The organism is Winogradskyella damuponensis (assembly GCF_039538385.1).
Lineage (GTDB): Bacteria > Bacteroidota > Bacteroidia > Flavobacteriales > Flavobacteriaceae > Winogradskyella > Winogradskyella damuponensis.
Genome location: NZ_BAABCB010000019.1, coordinates 165,018 through 182,423, shown reverse-complemented (window position 1 = coordinate 182,423; position 17,406 = coordinate 165,018). Strand labels below are relative to the sequence as shown.

At 33.1% G+C, this 17,406-nt stretch carries 15 protein-coding genes; 9 read left to right on the top strand and 6 right to left on the bottom strand.

Going from position 1 to position 17,406, the window contains the following annotated elements:
- Together ABD730_RS11685 and ABD730_RS11680 are read left to right on the top strand one after the other, a co-directional pair.
- Complete coding sequence (locus ABD730_RS11685; protein WP_334470620.1) at positions 1-1,785, top strand: peptide MFS transporter; 1,785 nt, start codon at positions 1-3, stop codon at positions 1,783-1,785.
- Positions 1,786-1,871: 86 nt separating this feature from the next.
- A complete protein-coding gene (locus ABD730_RS11680; RefSeq protein WP_344714799.1) occupies positions 1,872-2,420 on the top strand; it encodes a thioredoxin family protein in 549 nt (182 codons plus the stop codon).
- 4 nt (positions 2,421-2,424) lie between these two features.
- Here ABD730_RS11680 and ABD730_RS11675 read toward each other — a convergent pair whose 3' ends face one another.
- From ABD730_RS11675 to surE, 4 genes are read right to left on the bottom strand one after another with little or no spacing between them, the layout of a single operon-like run.
- On the bottom strand, positions 2,425-4,455 hold the full coding sequence (locus tag ABD730_RS11675) for a ComEC/Rec2 family competence protein (protein ID WP_344714782.1): 2,031 nt from the start codon (positions 4,453-4,455) through the stop codon (positions 2,425-2,427).
- 36 nt (positions 4,456-4,491) lie between these two features.
- Positions 4,492-5,001, bottom strand: coding sequence for a C40 family peptidase (locus ABD730_RS11670; RefSeq protein WP_215927230.1), 510 nt, complete (start codon positions 4,999-5,001; stop codon positions 4,492-4,494).
- Positions 5,002-5,011: 10 nt separating this feature from the next.
- Positions 5,012-6,130 (bottom strand): lipid-A-disaccharide synthase, encoded by a 1,119-nt coding sequence (lpxB, locus tag ABD730_RS11665; RefSeq protein ID WP_344714779.1) that lies wholly within the window; start codon positions 6,128-6,130, stop codon positions 5,012-5,014.
- 25 nt (positions 6,131-6,155) lie between these two features.
- Entirely contained in the window at positions 6,156-6,929 is a 774-nt protein-coding gene (gene surE / locus ABD730_RS11660) for a 5'/3'-nucleotidase SurE (protein WP_334470627.1), read from the bottom strand.
- A 258-nt stretch (positions 6,930-7,187) separates the two neighbouring features.
- On the opposite strand from surE, the gene ABD730_RS11655 reads away from it, so the two are divergent.
- Together ABD730_RS11655 and ABD730_RS11650 are read left to right on the top strand one after the other, a co-directional pair.
- Positions 7,188-9,332 (top strand): carboxy terminal-processing peptidase, encoded by a 2,145-nt coding sequence (locus tag ABD730_RS11655; RefSeq protein WP_334470629.1) that lies wholly within the window; start codon positions 7,188-7,190, stop codon positions 9,330-9,332.
- Between the two features lie 8 nt (positions 9,333-9,340).
- On the top strand, positions 9,341-10,435 hold the full coding sequence (locus tag ABD730_RS11650; RefSeq protein WP_334470631.1) for an ABC transporter permease: 1,095 nt from the start codon (positions 9,341-9,343) through the stop codon (positions 10,433-10,435).
- A gap of 9 nt (positions 10,436-10,444) precedes the next feature.
- Here ABD730_RS11650 and yihA read toward each other — a convergent pair whose 3' ends face one another.
- Positions 10,445-11,062, bottom strand: coding sequence for a ribosome biogenesis GTP-binding protein YihA/YsxC (gene yihA, locus ABD730_RS11645; protein ID WP_334470633.1), 618 nt, complete (start codon positions 11,060-11,062; stop codon positions 10,445-10,447).
- Between the two features lie 95 nt (positions 11,063-11,157).
- Complete coding sequence (locus ABD730_RS11640; RefSeq protein WP_344714776.1) at positions 11,158-11,922, bottom strand: alpha/beta fold hydrolase; 765 nt, start codon at positions 11,920-11,922, stop codon at positions 11,158-11,160.
- Positions 11,923-12,207: 285 nt separating this feature from the next.
- Between ABD730_RS11640 and mraZ the strand changes: the two genes are divergently transcribed.
- From mraZ to ABD730_RS11615, 5 genes are read left to right on the top strand one after another with little or no spacing between them, the layout of a single operon-like run.
- Complete coding sequence (gene mraZ / locus ABD730_RS11635; protein ID WP_334470637.1) at positions 12,208-12,678, top strand: division/cell wall cluster transcriptional repressor MraZ; 471 nt, start codon at positions 12,208-12,210, stop codon at positions 12,676-12,678.
- On the top strand, positions 12,665-13,561 hold the full coding sequence (rsmH, locus tag ABD730_RS11630; protein WP_344714773.1) for a 16S rRNA (cytosine(1402)-N(4))-methyltransferase RsmH: 897 nt from the start codon (positions 12,665-12,667) through the stop codon (positions 13,559-13,561). The genes mraZ and rsmH overlap by 14 nt, the downstream gene beginning before the upstream one ends.
- Entirely contained in the window at positions 13,558-13,884 is a 327-nt protein-coding gene (locus ABD730_RS11625) for an FtsL-like putative cell division protein (RefSeq protein ID WP_215927249.1), read from the top strand. Before rsmH ends, ABD730_RS11625 begins: the two co-directional genes overlap by 4 nt.
- Before the next feature lie 57 nt (positions 13,885-13,941).
- Positions 13,942-15,900 (top strand): penicillin-binding protein, encoded by a 1,959-nt coding sequence (locus tag ABD730_RS11620; protein WP_344714797.1) that lies wholly within the window; start codon positions 13,942-13,944, stop codon positions 15,898-15,900.
- The gene (locus ABD730_RS11615; protein ID WP_344714769.1) at positions 15,897-17,360 is read left to right on the top strand and encodes a UDP-N-acetylmuramoyl-L-alanyl-D-glutamate--2,6-diaminopimelate ligase; all 1,464 of its coding nucleotides are present in this window, start codon (positions 15,897-15,899) and stop codon (positions 17,358-17,360) included. Before ABD730_RS11620 ends, ABD730_RS11615 begins: the two co-directional genes overlap by 4 nt.
- Positions 17,361-17,406 lie beyond the last annotated feature (46 nt).

Sequence of the window (17,406 nt, the reverse complement as noted above, 5' to 3'; positions counted from 1 at the left end):
ATGAATACAGACATCGAAAATTTATTTAAAGATAAGGTCATCGGGCATCCAGCAGGATTGTTCGTGATATTTTTTACAGAAATGTGGGAACGCTTTTCATTCTATGGAATGAAAATATTACTAGTGTTATTTTTAACAGCACCTTTTTTAAGTGATAATCCTGGATGGGAATGGTCAAGAGAAAATGCTTTGGCACTAATTGGTACATATTCTTCATTACTGTATTTAACTCCAATAGTTGGAGGATGGTTGGCTGATAAATACACAGGCTATAAATGGGCGGTTATTATTGGCTGTTTTATTATGATGCTTGGTCATGCCTTTATGGTCTTTGAAACACCTTGGTCCTTATATTTAGGCTTAGCATTGTTGGTTATTGGTACTGGTTTTTTTAAGCCTAATATGACATCAATGATTTCTGAAATGTATAAAGGAAAAGAGTCTAAAAAAGATGGAGCATATACTATTTATTACATGGGAGTGAATGCTGGTGCCTTTTTTGGAATGATGCTTTGTGGTTATTTAGCTGAAAATTTAGGCTGGAGTTATGGATTTGGTCTTGCAGGTATTTTTATGCTTGGAGGATTAATTCAGTTTTGGTTGGCAAAAGATTTATTTGGTTTAATAGGTGAGCGACCTTCTAAGGTTCACGAAGTGGAATTACCACAGAACATTAATGAAGAAAGTCCTAAAGAGCATGATTTGGAGGCAGTTCCAGAAAAATTAAATCCTTTTACTTCTGTAGATAAAATTTTAATTCTTTTATCTTCAATTGGTGGTGTACTTTATTTATTCAATGATCCATTGTCTAAAATTGGAAATATTAATTTATTAGATTTTCAATTGTTTGGATTAGATGGATCTAATTTTATTGTGTTGTTAGCGTTGGTTCTGTTTTTATACTTAATTACAACAAGAATTCTAAGATACAATCCAATAGTAAGAGATAAGATTATTGCAGTAGGTATATTTGGTATCTTTACTGTGTTTTTCTTTACAGCTTTTGAACAATCTTTAGGTTCAATGACTTTATTTGCTAGAGATTATACCGATAGAGTTTTAGAAGGTTCGTCTGCAACTATATTTAAAATAATAGATTCTATTCTTACAGTAGTTCCATTAATAATTATTTCATGGGTATTGTATTTATTGTTTAAGAAGACGTTCAAAAAGATTCCGTATTCAAATATTGTTTTAGGCTTAACATTCGTGTTTTTATGGGCGGTTGTATTTTATAAAATTAATAATGAATTCAGCAAAGACGCTACAGAAGTTGGGGCGTCGTGGTTTGGTATTTTAAATTCATTTTTTATAATTACGCTCGCGCCACTATTTTCTAAATGGTGGGAAAGTAAATATAACCCTAGTGTAGCAATGAAATATGGTATGGGTTTAATGCTATTAGGTTTAGGATTTGGTGTTTTAGTGTTTGGTACAATGGGAATTGAACCAGGTGCACAAACAGCATCAGTTAGTATGATATTCTTAATACTTGCCTACTTACTGCATACTATGGGGGAATTATGTATTTCTCCAGTTGGTCTTTCTTACTTGAGTAAATTGGTTCCAGGAAGAATGATTGGCTTCATGTTTGGGATATGGTATTTAGCCATAGCTATTGGTAATAAAGCAGCTGGCTCAATGGGAGGTATGATTGATAAAATTACAGCAGAGTATTCATTAAGTACTTTCTTTTTGATTTTTACACTAGTTCCCGCTGGAGTTGGTGTTATATCAATGTTACTTAACCCTGTGTTGAAAAAATTAATGCACGGTGTTAAATAACAAAAACCGTTAAAAATATCAGAAATGCTCCTAAAAAGGAGCATTTTTTGTAAGTTCGGCTTATTATTTGCAACAAATTGAATATGATGAAAAAAATAACATTAGGATTAATAGCTGTTTTTGTGTTGTCGTTTACAGCAATAGCACAAGAGATTAATTGGATAACTATGGATGAAGCTTTAGAACTTCAGAAAAAAGAACCCAAAAAAATATTTATGGATGTTTATACCAATTGGTGTGGACCATGTAAAATGCTTGATAAGAATACATTTCAGAACGCAGATGTGGCTGCTTATGTAAATAAACATTATTATGCTGTAAAATTTAATGCAGAAGGTAATGAAGAAGTAACCTATAAGGATAATACTTTTAGAAACCCTAATTACGATGCAACTAAAGCGAATAGACGAAATAGTGCACACGAATTTTCGAGATATCTACAGGTTAGAGCATATCCAACAATGGTCTTTTTTGATGAAGAAGGAGGTGTGATTTCGCCTGTTCAAGGCTATTTAAAGCCGCAACAATTAGAATTGTATCTAAAGATATTTCAAAGTGATAAGTATAAAGAAATGACTACGCAAGAGCAGTTTAATGAATATTACAAATCATTTGAGCCAACCTTTAAAGAATAAAAAGTTATTCAATTATAAAAGCTCCCTTTTCGTTAGTTTGATGGAAAGGGATTTTTTTATGCCTACAAGTCGCTTTCCAACGTTTTAAATAAGATTTGTAATTGCTTGCATCTGCAATGATTAGTTGTGGTTTTAGGCTGTCAATTACTCTGTTGAGATTGAGCTTTGGCGAATTTCGCAATAAGATATAATTGGGTTGAAATGTAATGCCTTTATAGATGCCCAAACTGTCTATGGCTAGAATTACCTTGTCTTTGTATTGGTAAACAGATTGTAAACTGTCAGAAATTATAAAGTTTAACGATTCGCCTATTTTATAATTCTTTATTGCATAATCTGATTCTAGTTTTGTAGAATCTAAATTATGATATATGGTTAATTTTTTGTGTTGTTTGAAGCCAATCATTGTTTTACGACTTTTATTAAATACAACGAAAGCATCGTTTTGAATTTTATATTTGTTGTAAAAGTTAACTCCCTGAAGTATAATTATAGCAATTAAACTAGTCGCTGTCCATTTAAAATTTCTGAATTTGTAAAGCTGGACTAAGCCTATAATTATTATATAACAAACAATAACTTGAGGCATTGTAAACGGAATATCTCTAAATAGAAAGTTTTCATATTGAGCTACCCAAGCTATAAATCCATTTAAACTATCAATTATAAAACTATAAATAGAGACTATGGAGCTATGAAGCATATTCATAAGAGCGAGAGCAATAACAAGCAATCCCAATCCGAGTATTATCCCTAAAAACGGAATGATAACTAGATTTGAAATAAAAAACAAACCAGGGAACTGATGAAAATAAAACAAACTAATTGGTACAACTCCTGCTTGAGCAGCTAAAGTAACTGTAAAAATTTGCCAAGGTTTATCTATAATCCAATATTTGGGTTTCCAAAGGTTATAAATAATAGGTTGGATACTTACAATTCCAAGTACAGCTAAATAACTCATTTGAAATCCAACAGCAAACAAAAATGTAGGTTCAATCAGTAATATCCAAAATGCAGAAATGACCAAAGTATTATAAATATTTGTCCGTCGTTTTAGGTGCATAGCAATACTAATAATGCTAAACATTGTTACTGCTCTTGTAACAGATGGAGATAAGCTAGCAATAACAGCAAAACTCCATAGTATAATGACTAAGACAAAAGGTCTGATAAAATGACCATACTTAAGATAGAGTAGTGGTTTAAATAATGCATTTAAGATCCATAAAATAAGACCTACATGTAAGCCTGAAACGGCTAAAATGTGTATGGTTCCTGAGTTGACATAATTATTATATATTGTTTTGTCAATTGTTTGTCGTTGGCCTAATAACAGTGCATTCATAATACTAAGCACTTCATCTTCAAACCCGGCTTTAGCTAGATTAATATTGATTTTTCTTCGCAATGCATCGGCATAACCATATATGGTAGATTTAGAATCTGATAATTGTAAAATAGTTGTAGAATTTAGATATAATTGATGGTGTACCTGTTGTAGTTCTAGGTACTTATTATAATCAAATTGATGAGGGTTTAATGGTTTTTGAATTTGTTTTAATTCTGAAGAAGTAAAGAAAACGTCATCAATACTTATGTGTTTTGGAATACTGTCGCGCTTAATATTAATTAATAAACGACCTATTGCTGTTTTATCATTAAATGATTTTATGGTTGCAATATATTTATCGTTATAAGCATCTGGTTTTAGACGTTCTTTAATTCTAAAAACAATAGTGTTATAGTTTTCAGAAGAACTTAAATTTGTATAGTGTTGTGGCCTTAATTTTTCGTTTTGGATATTGTAGGAGGTCATTCCAACTCCTGTCATACATAGATATGCTATAATTCCAAAAAGAGGAGAACGGTTAATTTTTGATTTTAACATTAACCAACAAATGCCAAGTAAACTTACTAAAGCAATGGTTACATATAAAACATATTGGAAATTCAATTTCAGATGATGAGCTAAAAGAATCCCAACGGCCAAACAAATGGTCAGTTTTATTATGGTAAAATTTAGTAACTTCATGATTGTGAGTTACTAAGATAAAAATAAAAAATGTAATTACAGCACGCGTCTTGCCTGTACAAAAGAGTAATACCAATATTTTTCAGCTAACGAAGAAATCATAACACCTCTACTGCTCGAGGCGTGAAGGAATTCAACATTTCCTGTTCTTACATTGGTTACAATACCAACATGATTCACTTTTCTACTGTTTTTATTAGTAGCAAAAAACACTAAATCTCCAACATTAACTTCTTTTAAGTCTATCCAATCTCCCGTACTTTTAAGTCCAGATGTGGTTCTTGGTAAGGTAACGTTGTATTTTTTATAACTCGTGTAAATTAAACCAGAGCAATCCATGCCTTTTTTGGTAGTGCCGCCATATTTATAACGTGTGCCATCAAAGGTCTTGGCATATTTTACAATGGTTTCTGCTTCGGCAGAAGGTTTTGTTTTGGTATTAACTTTTACAGTATGCGTTTGGCTTTTTTTACTAGAGTATGATTTTTTAGATTTACAGCTACTTACAAGTAAAATAAGGCATATAAGTGTAATTGTTTTTTTCATTTATTCTTTTTTAGTCTTTAGTTTTAACCGCTTCATAAATTAGTTTAGCGGTTTGTGCACTAGCTCCTCGTCCGCCCAATAGTTGCTCTAATTCGTAATAATCTAAAAAGAGTTGTTCTCGTTTTTTGGTATCTAAAATAGCAGTTAATTCTTTTTTTAGTCGTGTTTTGTTTAAATCTCCTTGAATGAGTTCTGTTACGACTTCCCTGTCCATAATTAAGTTCACCAGCGAAATATATTTTAAAGTAATAATTCGTTTAGCAATTTGATATGAAATAGCATTGGCTTTATAGCATACAACTTGTGGTACTTTAAATAATGCGGTTTCAAGGGTTGCAGTTCCTGAAGTCACTAAAGCTGCCGTCGAAATACTCAATAAATCATAGGTTTTATTAGAAATAAATTTAATGTTTTTCTTTTTAATAAAACTTTTGTAAAACTCGTAGTCTTGACTAGGAGCACCAGCAATTACAAATTGATAATCTTTAAAATCATCAACTAAACTTAGCATAACACCAAGCATTTTTGTGATTTCTTGTTTTCGACTTCCAGGTAATAATGCAATAATAGGTTGGTCGTTAAGATTATGTGTCTTTCTAAAAACGCTGTCATCAACTTGAGGTCTATCTGCAATAGCATCAATTAAAGGATGTCCAACAAAATGAACATTGTAGTTGTATTTTTTGTAGAATGCTTTTTCAAAAGGAAGGATGCAATACATCGCATCTACATACTGCTTTATTTTTTCAACTCTACTTGCTCTAGAAGCCCAAACTTGAGGGGAAATATAATAATGCGTTTTAAAATTAAGTGCTTTTGCCCATTTTGCTATTCTAAGATTAAAACCGGAATTGTCAATAAAAACAATAACATTGGGTTGAAATGTTTCAATATCAGCTTTACAAAATTTTATTTGACCTAAAACTTTCCTGAGGTTAAGAATCACTTCAGCAAACCCCATAAATTGACGTTCTTTATAATGCATTACCAATTCTCCTCCAACGCTTTGCATAAGATCTCCACCCCAAAATCTGATGTTGGCTTCCTTATCTTGTTTAAATAAGGCTTTCATAAGATTAGAACCATGCAAGTCTCCTGAAGCTTCTCCAGCAATGATATAATACTTCATTCGTTTAAATTAGGTTTGTGTTGTTTTAATCATTCAAGTTCCAAGTATTTAATTTTTGAATGGTGTGGTGCGCTGTTAAATCGAAATGAACAGGAACAACAGAAACATAACCGTGTTCTAAAGCCCATTCGTCCGTATCTTCACCTTTGTCCATATTTACAAATTTACCTGTTAGCCAATAATATTCGCGTCCAGATGGATTAGTACGCTTGTCAAACTCTTCTTTCCAATTCGCTTTTGCTTGTCGGCAAACTTTAATACCTTTTATAGCCTCTTTTTCAAGGTTTGGAAGATTGACGTTTAATACAACGCCATCTGGTAAACCATGTTCCAGAACTTGTTTCGTTATGGTTTCTATAAAAGGCTTACAATGTTCAAAATTAGCATTCCAATTGTAATCCAAAAGAGAAAAACCGATGGCAGGAATACCTTCAATACCAGCTTCTAAAGCAGCACTCATTGTGCCAGAATAAATAACATTTATTGACGAATTAGAGCCGTGGTTAATTCCTGAAACACAGATGTCTGGTCGTCGTTCTAAAATTTCATTTACTGCTAGTTTTACACAATCTGCAGGAGTTCCTGAGCAACTGTATTCGGGTTGTTTGCCATCAATCGTTACTTTTTCCATGTGTAAAGTAGAATTAATGGTAATGGCATGTCCCATGGCGCTTTGTGGACTATCTGGTGCAACTACTACAACATCTCCAATAGTATGCATTACTGAAATTAAGGTTCTAATTCCTGGGGCTGTAATACCATCATCATTGGTAACTAAAATTAAAGGGCGTGCAGACATTTCGTACAAAGAATTAATGAATTGTAAAAATAGTAAAAAGCTTTGGTTTTATACATTATATCGTGTTTAACAAAAAATTAGTGTCTCGTTTTTTTATGGCACGATTTTTTCATCTATTTTAGTGAAAAATTGAAGTCTACTTAAAGTAGATATTTAAAATAATAAAAATGAATTGCTTCTTTCTAAAGTTTTTTAATGGAAACTATGAGGTAAAAGCAAAACTCATTTTTACCAAATCAAACAATAAATAAAAGAAAAATGAAAGGGAATTATAAGTTTTTACTGCTAGCGTTGTTAATAGCGTTCGCTTCATGCAGTTTTACAACTAAGAAATTTGAAGATCCAGATAAAGATAAATTGCTTATACAACTTATTACGTATCTCTTAGATCAAGGTCATTTTGATCCAAAAGATATTAATGATGATTTTTCAACGCATGTTTTTGACGTTTATTTAAATAATTTAGATCCGTTTAAACGTTACTTCTATGAATCAGATATCGAAGAATTTGAAGCATATAGGGATAAAATAGACGATCAAATTAAAGCTTATGACGTCTCGTTTTTTAACCTTACACACGAACGCTTGTTGCAGCGTATTCAAGAATCTAAAAAGATTTACACAGATGTGTTAGAAAAGCCTTTCGATTTTTCAAAAGAAGAAAATTATAATGCAGATTATGAAGCACTCACTTATGTTACAAATAAGCGAGAAATGAAAGAGCGTTGGAGGCAACAACTTAAGTTTTCTACTATTGCTAATTATGATGATGCTCTTTCTCAGCTTTCTTCTGATAAAGAGTCAGGTGAAGAAGCAAAACCAAAAGAGAAGAAGTCAATTAAAGAAGTAGAAGCTGAAGCACGATTAACAACCAAAAAATCATTAGATGAGCTTTACGATTACATTGAGGACAGAAGACGTCAAGATTGGTTTTCTGTATATATTAATGCTATTGTAGAAGAGTTTGATCCACATACGTTTTACTTTGCGCCAGAAGACAAAGAGCGTTTTGATAGAGATATTTCTGGGAAATTTGAAGGAATAGGCGCACGTTTACAAAAGAAAGTTGACGGTATCATGGTCAATGAAATTATAAGTGGTGGACCTGCTTGGAGAGCCAATGAATTGGAGGTTGGCGACCAGATTCTTAAGGTGAAACAAGAGAATGAAAAAGAAGCAGTTAACGTCGTTGGTATGCGTTTAGATGATGCTATTAAATTTATTAAAGGTCCAAAAGGAACTGTTGTAACATTAACTTTAAAGAAAGTAGATGGTACTATTCAAGATATATCTATTAAGCGAGATGTTGTAGAGTTAGAAGAAACCTATGCAAAATCGTCTATAGTAGAAAAAGAGGGTAAAACCTTTGGTATTATTAATTTGCCTAAGTTTTATATCAGTTTTGAAGATTATAACGAAAGAAATGCAGCTTCAGATATTAAACAAGAAATTTTAAGATTAAAAGAACAAGGTGTTGAAGGTTTGGTGATGGATTTAAGAAATAATGGAGGTGGTTCTTTACAAACAGTTGTAGATATAGCAGGCTTATTTATTGAAGAAGGTCCTGTTGTGCAAGTAAAAACTACAGGTGAAGCTAAAGAAGTGCTTAGTGATAAAGATAAATCAATAGTTTGGGATGGACCGTTAGTTATTTTAGTTAACGAATTATCGGCTTCGGCTTCTGAGATTTTAGCGGCAGCAATGCAAGATTATAAACGAGGAATTGTTATTGGTAGTAAACAAACCTATGGTAAAGGTACTGTGCAAACGGTATGGGATTTAAACCGAATGGTAAGGAATAATACGAAAGGAGATATGGGAGCCTTGAAGTTTACAACTCAGAAATTTTATAGAATAAATGGTGGTTCAACGCAATTAGAAGGAGTTAAGAGTGATGTGGTGGTTCCGGATCGTTATAGCTATATTGATATTGGTGAAAAAAACCAAGAAAACCCATTGCCATGGGATAAAATTGATGCAGCAGATTATGATGTTTGGGAAAATTATTTTGATTATGAAACCACAATTAGCAAGAGCAAAGCGCGTATGGCAGCAAATGAGCAGCTAAAACTTATAGATGCTAATGCGCAGTGGGTTAAAAAAATAAGAGACCGTGAAACTTATTCGTTAAACTATGATGCCTATAAAAAGGAAATGGAAATTAATGAAGAAGAAGCCAAGCGTTTTTCGAAATTATCAGAATATAAAACAAACCTAACTTTTAACTCCTTGCCTTACGAATTAAAATTGATGGATAAAGATTCTGTGTTAATGGAAAAAAGAAACCGTTGGCATACAGCTTTATCAAAAGACGTATATGTAGAGGAAGCTATAAATGTACTTAATGACTTAAGAATGACTTATGCTATTAAAAATAAAGTAGCAAATTCTGTGAAGAATTAATGTTATAAATGAGCAATCAAAGTAATTCATTATCAAAACTGGCGCTTCAAAAGTTCAAAAAAAACTTTTGGGGCGTTTTTAGTATGGGAGTTATTGCTTGTATTGGGTTAATTTCTGTATTTGCATATCTGTTTGCTCCTGATGCTTCAAAAAATGCAAATCAGATGCATTTGTCTATTCATTCTAAACCACCTGGATTTCAAGTTCAAATGTTAACTATTCCATCAGGAATTGAAACAGAACAAAACTTTTTTTCAAAATTATTTTTAGGATCTAACAATACTGATACTGAAATCCCTATTCAATCTTACAGCTTAAAAAATGGTGTTTTACATTATGTGGAATATGCTTCTGATGGATTACAAGGTATAGAAAAGCAAATAGAGTTGTCAAGGTTTCCAGATTCCAATTTCAATGATTATATAGAGAACAGAAGCTTTGTTTTTGGTACGGATAAATATGGAAGAGATTATTTAAGCCGAGTTTTAATAGGTTCTCGTATTTCTTTCTTTATTGGTTTTGTCGCTGTTTTTATATCGTTAATAGTTGGACTGTTAATGGGAAGTTTGGCTGGTTATTACGGTGGAAAGGTCGATGCTTTTATTATGTGGGTTATTAATATCACATGGTCTATTCCAACCTTATTATTAGTTATTGCTATTACTTTAGCCTTAGGTAAAGGTTTTTGGCAAGTTTTTATAGCTGTAGGGTTAACAATGTGGGTAGAAGTGGCAAGAGTAGTAAGAGGGCAGATTATAAGTGCTAAAGAAATGCAATATGTAACCGCAGCAAGAGCTTTGGGGTATAATGATTACAGAATCATAACAAAACACATCTTGCCTAATGTTTTTGGACCCTTAATTGTGATTTCAGCGGCTAATTTCGCTGCTGCAATTTTAATAGAAAGTGGATTGAGTTTTTTAGGTATTGGTGCGCAACCGCCAATGGCAAGTTGGGGAGCTATGATAAAAGATCACTATAATTATATCATATTAGGAAAACCATATTTGGCTTTAATACCTGGCTTTTGTATTATGTTATTAGTGATGGCTTTTATGTTGGTTGGTAATGCGCTTAGAGATGCTTTAGATGTAAAGACCTAGTTTTTTATATTACAGACTAGACCTTAATTGTTCAATCTCTTCATTTGTCGTTGCAATAAACTCTAAAACGTCGTCTTTGCCAATGCTTTTAGATGAAGATGTTATAAAATAAGGAGGTAGTTCTTCCCAAAATTTAAGCAATTCTTTGCAATATTCGTCTACTTGTCGCTCTATGGCCTTAGGTTTTAATTTGTCTGCTTTGGTAAATATAATCCCAAAAGGAATTTCACTTTCTCCTAAATACTGCATAAATTCTAAATCAATAGGTTGCGGTTTGTGTCTCACATCTACCAATACAAATGCAGAAACGAGTTGCTGACGTTGTTCAAAATAATTAGTAATAAACTTCTGAAACTTTTGCTTAGAACTCTTAGAAACACGAGCATAACCATAACCAGGTAAATCTACCAAATACCAATCTTCATTAATGATAAAATGATTGATTAATTGTGTTTTTCCGGGTCTTCCAGATGTTTTTGCTAAACTTTTCCTGTCGGTTAGCATATTTATAAGTGAAGACTTTCCAACATTACTTCTACCTATAAAAGCGTATTCGGGTAAGTTGTTTTTAGGACACTTTTCCACTTCGGAATTACTAACTACAAATTCAGCTGATTTTATTTTCATCTCTCGTTCCTAACAAAGTAGGAATCTTTTAAATTAAACTTAAGGTAATATATATGCGTATTTATGCTTTTTGCAAAAAAAAACATCAGGCGGTTTTAAAATCCGCGTTTTTCAAGCCAAGCATTTAAAATTGTATTAAATTCTTCAGGGTGTTCCATCATAGCGGCATGTCCACACTTATCAATCCAATGCAATTCAGAATCTGGTAACAGTTCATGAAATTCTTCAGCAACCTCAGGTGGCGTCACGGTATCATTCTTTCCCCAGATAATGCAAATCGGAGTTTCCATCTTAGGTAAATCCTTAGCCATATTATGTCTAATGGCGCTTTTTGCAATCGCTAAAGTTTTTATTAGTTTGTTTCTGTCGTTAACCGTTTCGTAAACTTCATCTACAATTTCTTTTGTTGCAACTGCCGGATCGTAAAAAACATCTTGGGCTTTCTTTTTTATAACTTCGTAATCACTACGTTTAGTGTAACCACCTCCCATAGCGCTTTCGTAAAGCCCTGAGCTCCCTGTAATAACAAGGGCTCTTACTTTTTTAGGATTTAGTTTTGTGTAGTATAAGCCAATATGTCCACCAAGAGAATTTCCTAATAAAATAACATCATTTAAGCCTTTAAACTCAATAAAAGCTTTTAAGTAATTGGCAAAGCTTTTTACGTTAGTTTTTATTAAAGACATGGTGTAAATAGGTAGTTCTGGAATAATAACCTTATAGCCTTTTGAGCTAAAGTGTTTAGTCACAGCATCAAAATTACTGAGCCCACCCATTAATCCATGCAACACGATAATTGGTGTGCCTTCGCCTACTTCAATATATCTATAATCCTTTTCTTTTTTTAAAAGGTGTGTCATTTGCAAGTTAGTGCTTATGTGTTAAAAACAAATATAACCAAATCCTTTAGAATATAAATATTATCAATAAAATATCAATTTTTTTTATCTGAGAACTTCTAGGTTAACGATGTTAATAATTCCCACTTTGAAAATTATAGTACGCAAGTCGAATTTACTGGCTTTAAAATAATTTGAATGTATTTCAAATCAAAACTTATCAACAAATGTGGTAGAATGTGGTAAAAAGTGGTGATTTTTTCAATATCTTTGAATATTAATCGTTAAAGTGGTAAACGAAACCTTTTGAATTCATTTATAGGAACATACGAATGTAAAGCTGATGCCAAAGGAAGGCTAATGATACCTGCTGTGCTAAAAAAACAGTTGTCATCGGCCTTACAAGATGGTTTTGTTTTAAAGCGCGCTGTATTTCAGCCGTGTTTAGAATTGTATCCGATGTCTGAATGGAATAAAATGATGGAGAAAATAAATAAGCTCAATCGTTTTAAGAAAAAGAACAATGATTTTATTAGACGTTTTACTGCTGGAGTTAAAATGGTAGAAGTGGATAGTGCGGGGCGATTATTAATTCCGAAAGATTTAATCGGTTTTTCTGGTATTACTAAAGCGGTGGTTTTGGCCTCTGCAGTAAATATTCTTGAAATCTGGGATAAAGATAAATACGAACAAGCTATTGATGATGCGGCTTCAGATTTTGCTGATTTGGCCGAAGAAGTCATGGGACAAGAGGAAGATGACAATGGATTATCATAATGCAGTATTACTAAAAGAAACCGTTGATGGTTTAGCTATTAAGCCAGATGGAGTATACGTCGATGTTACGTTTGGTGGTGGTGGTCATAGTAGAGAAATTTTGTCTAGGTTAGGACCTAATGGAAAATTGTATGCTTTTGATCAGGATAAAGATGCTTTAGCAAATGCAATTGATGATGATCGTTTTGTGTTGATTAATGAGAACTTTAGATTTATAAAACGGTTTTTAAGATTTTATGGGGCTAAAGAGGTTGATGGTGTTCTGGCAGATTTCGGAGTGTCGTCGCATCAGTTTGATGTTGCAGAACGTGGTTTTTCTACGCGTTTTGAAGCGGATTTAGATATGCGAATGAATCAAGATAGTAAGTTGTCTGCTTTTGAAGTTGTTAATAATTATGATGAAGAGCAGTTAAGAACGGTCTTGTTTCAATATGGTGAGTTGCGACAAGCGCCAGCAATGGCAAGTATCATTGTTGAAGAACGTAAGCAAGCAGAAATAAAAACAAGCGAACAATTAAAGGCAGTTTTAAAACCGTTTTTAAATCATCAAAAAGAGAATAAGGTTTTAGCGCAAATCTATCAAGCAATTCGTATTGAAGTGAATCAAGAAATTGAAGTGTTAAAAGAATTGTTGCTTCAGACCCCTGAAATCTTAAAAAAAGATGGTCGTTTGAGTTTTATCTCATACCATTCTTTAGAGGATAGATTGGTGAAACGTTTTATTAGAAATGGACTGTTTGAAGGAGAACCTGAAAGAGATGTGTTTGGGAATTTTGAAGTGCCTTTAAAAAAAGTGGGAGGTTTAATTGTGCCTTCCAAAGAAGAAATAAAACAAAACAATAGAGCTAGAAGTGCGAAACTGAGGATTGCTAAAAAAATATGAAAAAAAACATATACGGCATATTAAAAGGGAAGTTTCTAATCAGTGATGATTCGTTTAAAAATTGGCGTATCATCATTTTTATTTCATTTCTAGCAATCATAATGATTGCAAGTTCGCATAGTGCGGATCAAAAAGTATATGAAATCGCAAAGTTAACTAATGAAGTAAAAGAGTTGCGTTCGGCATTTGTAGATAAAAGAGGAAAGCTTATGCAGCTTAAAAAAGAATCTTTTGTAGAAGCCGAAATGAAAGATAAAGGAATTGGGATTTCCTTAAACCCACCAACAAAAATAATAGTAAAATCACAAAAGCAAGAACGATAAGCTTTGGCAATAACAGAAAAAAACATATTGAACAGATTGTACTTTGTAGCAGGCTGCATGTTTGTCTTTGCCTTGGCAGTGGTGTTTAAGTTAGTTAGTATTCAGTTTGTTCAAGGTGATGAGTATAGGGCTCTTGCCGAAAAGAATACAACTAGAGATTTTCCAATCCCTGCAAATCGTGGAAATGTGTATTCTGCAGACGGAAGTTTGTTGGCTACTTCAATACCTAAGTATGATATTAGAATTGATGCTATTCAAGCTAAAGACGCAACATTTGAAAAGTATATCAATGCTTTGGCTGATTCGCTTCATGTTTATAAAGGGAAGCCAGCATCTTATTATAAGAATATTATTAGAAAAGCAAGAAAAAATAAGAACAGATATTTCCTTTTAGCACGAAATATTAGTTACTCTGATTATATCCGAATGCGCAATTTTCCTTTGCTAAATCTAGGAGCAATTAAAGGTGGTTTAATTGTAGAGCAAACAACAAGACGTGAGCATCCAATGGGAGGTGTAGCCGAGCGTACAATTGGCTATGAAAGAACAGATGAGAATGGAGATGTTACAAGGCCAGGAATCGATGGTGCTTTTGGGGTGAAGTACTTGCAAGGAACAAATGGTAAGCAGCTCAAACAAAAAATAGGTAATGGGCAATGGAAACCCATAAGAGATGGTAATGAAATTGAGCCAAAAGACGGCTATGATGTTTATACCACTATAGATGTTAATATTCAGGATATAGCACACCATTCTTTGTTGAAGCAATTAGAGCTTTATGAAGCAGATCATGGTTGTGTAGTGGTAATGGATGTTAAGACTGGCGAGATAAAAGCAATTTCTAACTTAGGAAGAAATAAAAAAGGTAAGTATTACGAGCGTTTAAATTATGCAGTTGGAGAAAGTCATGAGCCTGGTTCTACATTTAAAGTCATGGCGGTAATGGCAGCTTTAGAGGATAAGGTAATTGATACAGCAACAGTTGTTGATACCAAAAAAGGACGAAAATCTTTTTATGGTAGAGTGATTACTGATTCTGGAAGTGGGTTTGGTGAGATTTCAGTGGCAAGAGCTTTGGAGGTGTCTTCAAACATAGGAATGGCAACGATTATAGATGATCATTATTCAAAACAACCAGAGAAATTTTTAAATAGATTGAGCTCGTGGAAGCTTGATAAAACTCTAGGTGTAGCAATAATTGGAGAAGGAAAACCAGATATTCCTAAACCTGGTGCTTCAAACTGGAGTAGAAATGCTTTGCCGTCTATGGCTTATGGTTATAATTTAAGAATGACACCGCTTCAAACCTTAGCTTTTTATAATGCAATTGCAAACGGTGGTGAGTTGTTGAAGCCTCGTTTTTTGAAGTCTGTAAAGTCTTTTGATAAAAATATTGAAGTGTTTGATAAGGAAGTGCTTGTTGGTAAAATATGCTCTGATAAGACTTTAAATGAAATTCAAGACATATTAAAGAATGTTATGATTCGTGGTACAGGTAGGCGAATGTATTCTGAAACCTTTTCTATGGCAGGAAAAACAGGAACAGCTAGAATAGACTATGCAAATTACGAAAAGTGGAAAAAAGACAAAAAATATGTGTCGTCTTTTGCCGGTTACTTTCCAGCTGACAATCCAAAATATTCTTGCATTGTAGTTATTCATCAACCAAGTACCAAAGTGGGATATTATGGTGCTGATGTATCTGGTCCAGTATTCAAAAGAATTGCTCAAAAAATTTACACAGATACGCCAATTGTAGATGAAATTGAAACGCTCAATTTTGAAGATAATTTGGCTAATGAAGAGTTCGAAAGTTATTTTGAAAATGCTCGAAAATATAAGGAGTTAATGCCAAGCGTAATTGGAATGCCAGCAATGGATGCTATCGCATTATTAGAAAATTTGCAAGTTGATGTAAAAATAAAATTAACAGGAAGTGGCATTGTTAAAAAGCAGTCTGTAGAGAAACATCGAAAATTACAAACCAATCAAACTATTGTTTTAGTAGCATCATGATGGTATTAAAAGACATATTATATAAGGTTACAATTAATGCTGTCGTAGGTAGTACTGGTATTACTGTGGGTAAAATTGAGTTCGATTCGCGTCAGATTCAAACCAATGATGTTTTTGTGGCAATTTCAGGAGTGGTTACAGATGGTCATAAGTATATTGAAAAAGCAATTAAGGATGGTGCGACAGCTATAGTTTGTGAGTCGCTTCCAGAGCAGCTTCATGATGGGATTACTTATATTGAAGTCGCAAGTTCTAATGAAGCTTTAGCATATATGGCTAATAACTTTTATGGGCAACCTTCTGAGAATTTAAAATTAATTGGAGTTACAGGTACAAACGGAAAAACAACCGTTTCGAGTTTGTTGTATCAATTATTTAAAAAAGCAGGTTATAAAGTTGGTTTGTTGTCTACGGTAAAAATTATGGTAGATAATACGAGCTATAAAGCTACACATACCACACCAGATTCATTAACCATCAATAAGTATTTAAAAATGATGAATGCTGAAGGTGTAGAGTTTTGCTTTATGGAAGTGAGTTCGCATGGTATTCATCAGAGCAGAACAGCGGGTTTAAGGTTTGAAGGTGGCGTTTTTACAAATCTGTCTCACGACCATTTAGATTATCATGATACGTTTGCTGAGTATAGAGATGTTAAGAAAAAGTTCTTTGATCAATTGCCAAAAGAGGCCTTTGCTTTATCTAATATAGACGATAAAAATGGCTTGGTTATGTTTCAAAATACGCAAGCCAAAAAATACACCTATGCTTTAAAAAATTATGCAGATTACAGAGCGCAGATTTTAGAAAGTGAATTTAGTGGTTTGTTGTTAAAGGTTAATGATAGTGAATTATGGACGCGTCTAATAGGTAGTTTTAACGCTTATAATATTCTTGCAATTTATGGTGCAGCTGAATTATTAGGCTTAGAAAAAGATGAGATTTTAAGGCTTATCAGTGAGCTCGAAAACGTAGCTGGACGCTTTCAGTATTTTATTTCAGGAAAACAAGTGACTGCGATTGTAGACTATGCGCATACGCCAGATGCTTTAAAAAACGTATTGGAAACTATTAATGACATCAGAACTAAAAATGAAGAACTGATTACAGTTGTGGGTTGTGGAGGAAATAGAGATAAAACAAAACGACCAAAAATGGCGCATATCGCTTCGGCTTTAAGTACAAAAGTGATTTTTACAAGCGATAATCCACGTAATGAAGTGCCTGAAACCATTATTGAAGATATGGAAAAAGGGGTTGAACCTCAAAATTTCAAAAAAACATTGGCTGTAACAGATAGAAGGCAAGCCATTAAAACAGCTTGTCAAATGGCAGGGCCAAAAGATATAATCCTAATTGCAGGAAAAGGACATGAGAATTACCAAGAAATTAAAGGTGAACGCTTTGATTTTGATGATTATAAAATTGTTCAAGAGTATTTAAAACAATTACAAGAGTAGCTTATTCTGCAGGACATCAAAAAAAAACTTGCAAGCACTAAAAAAA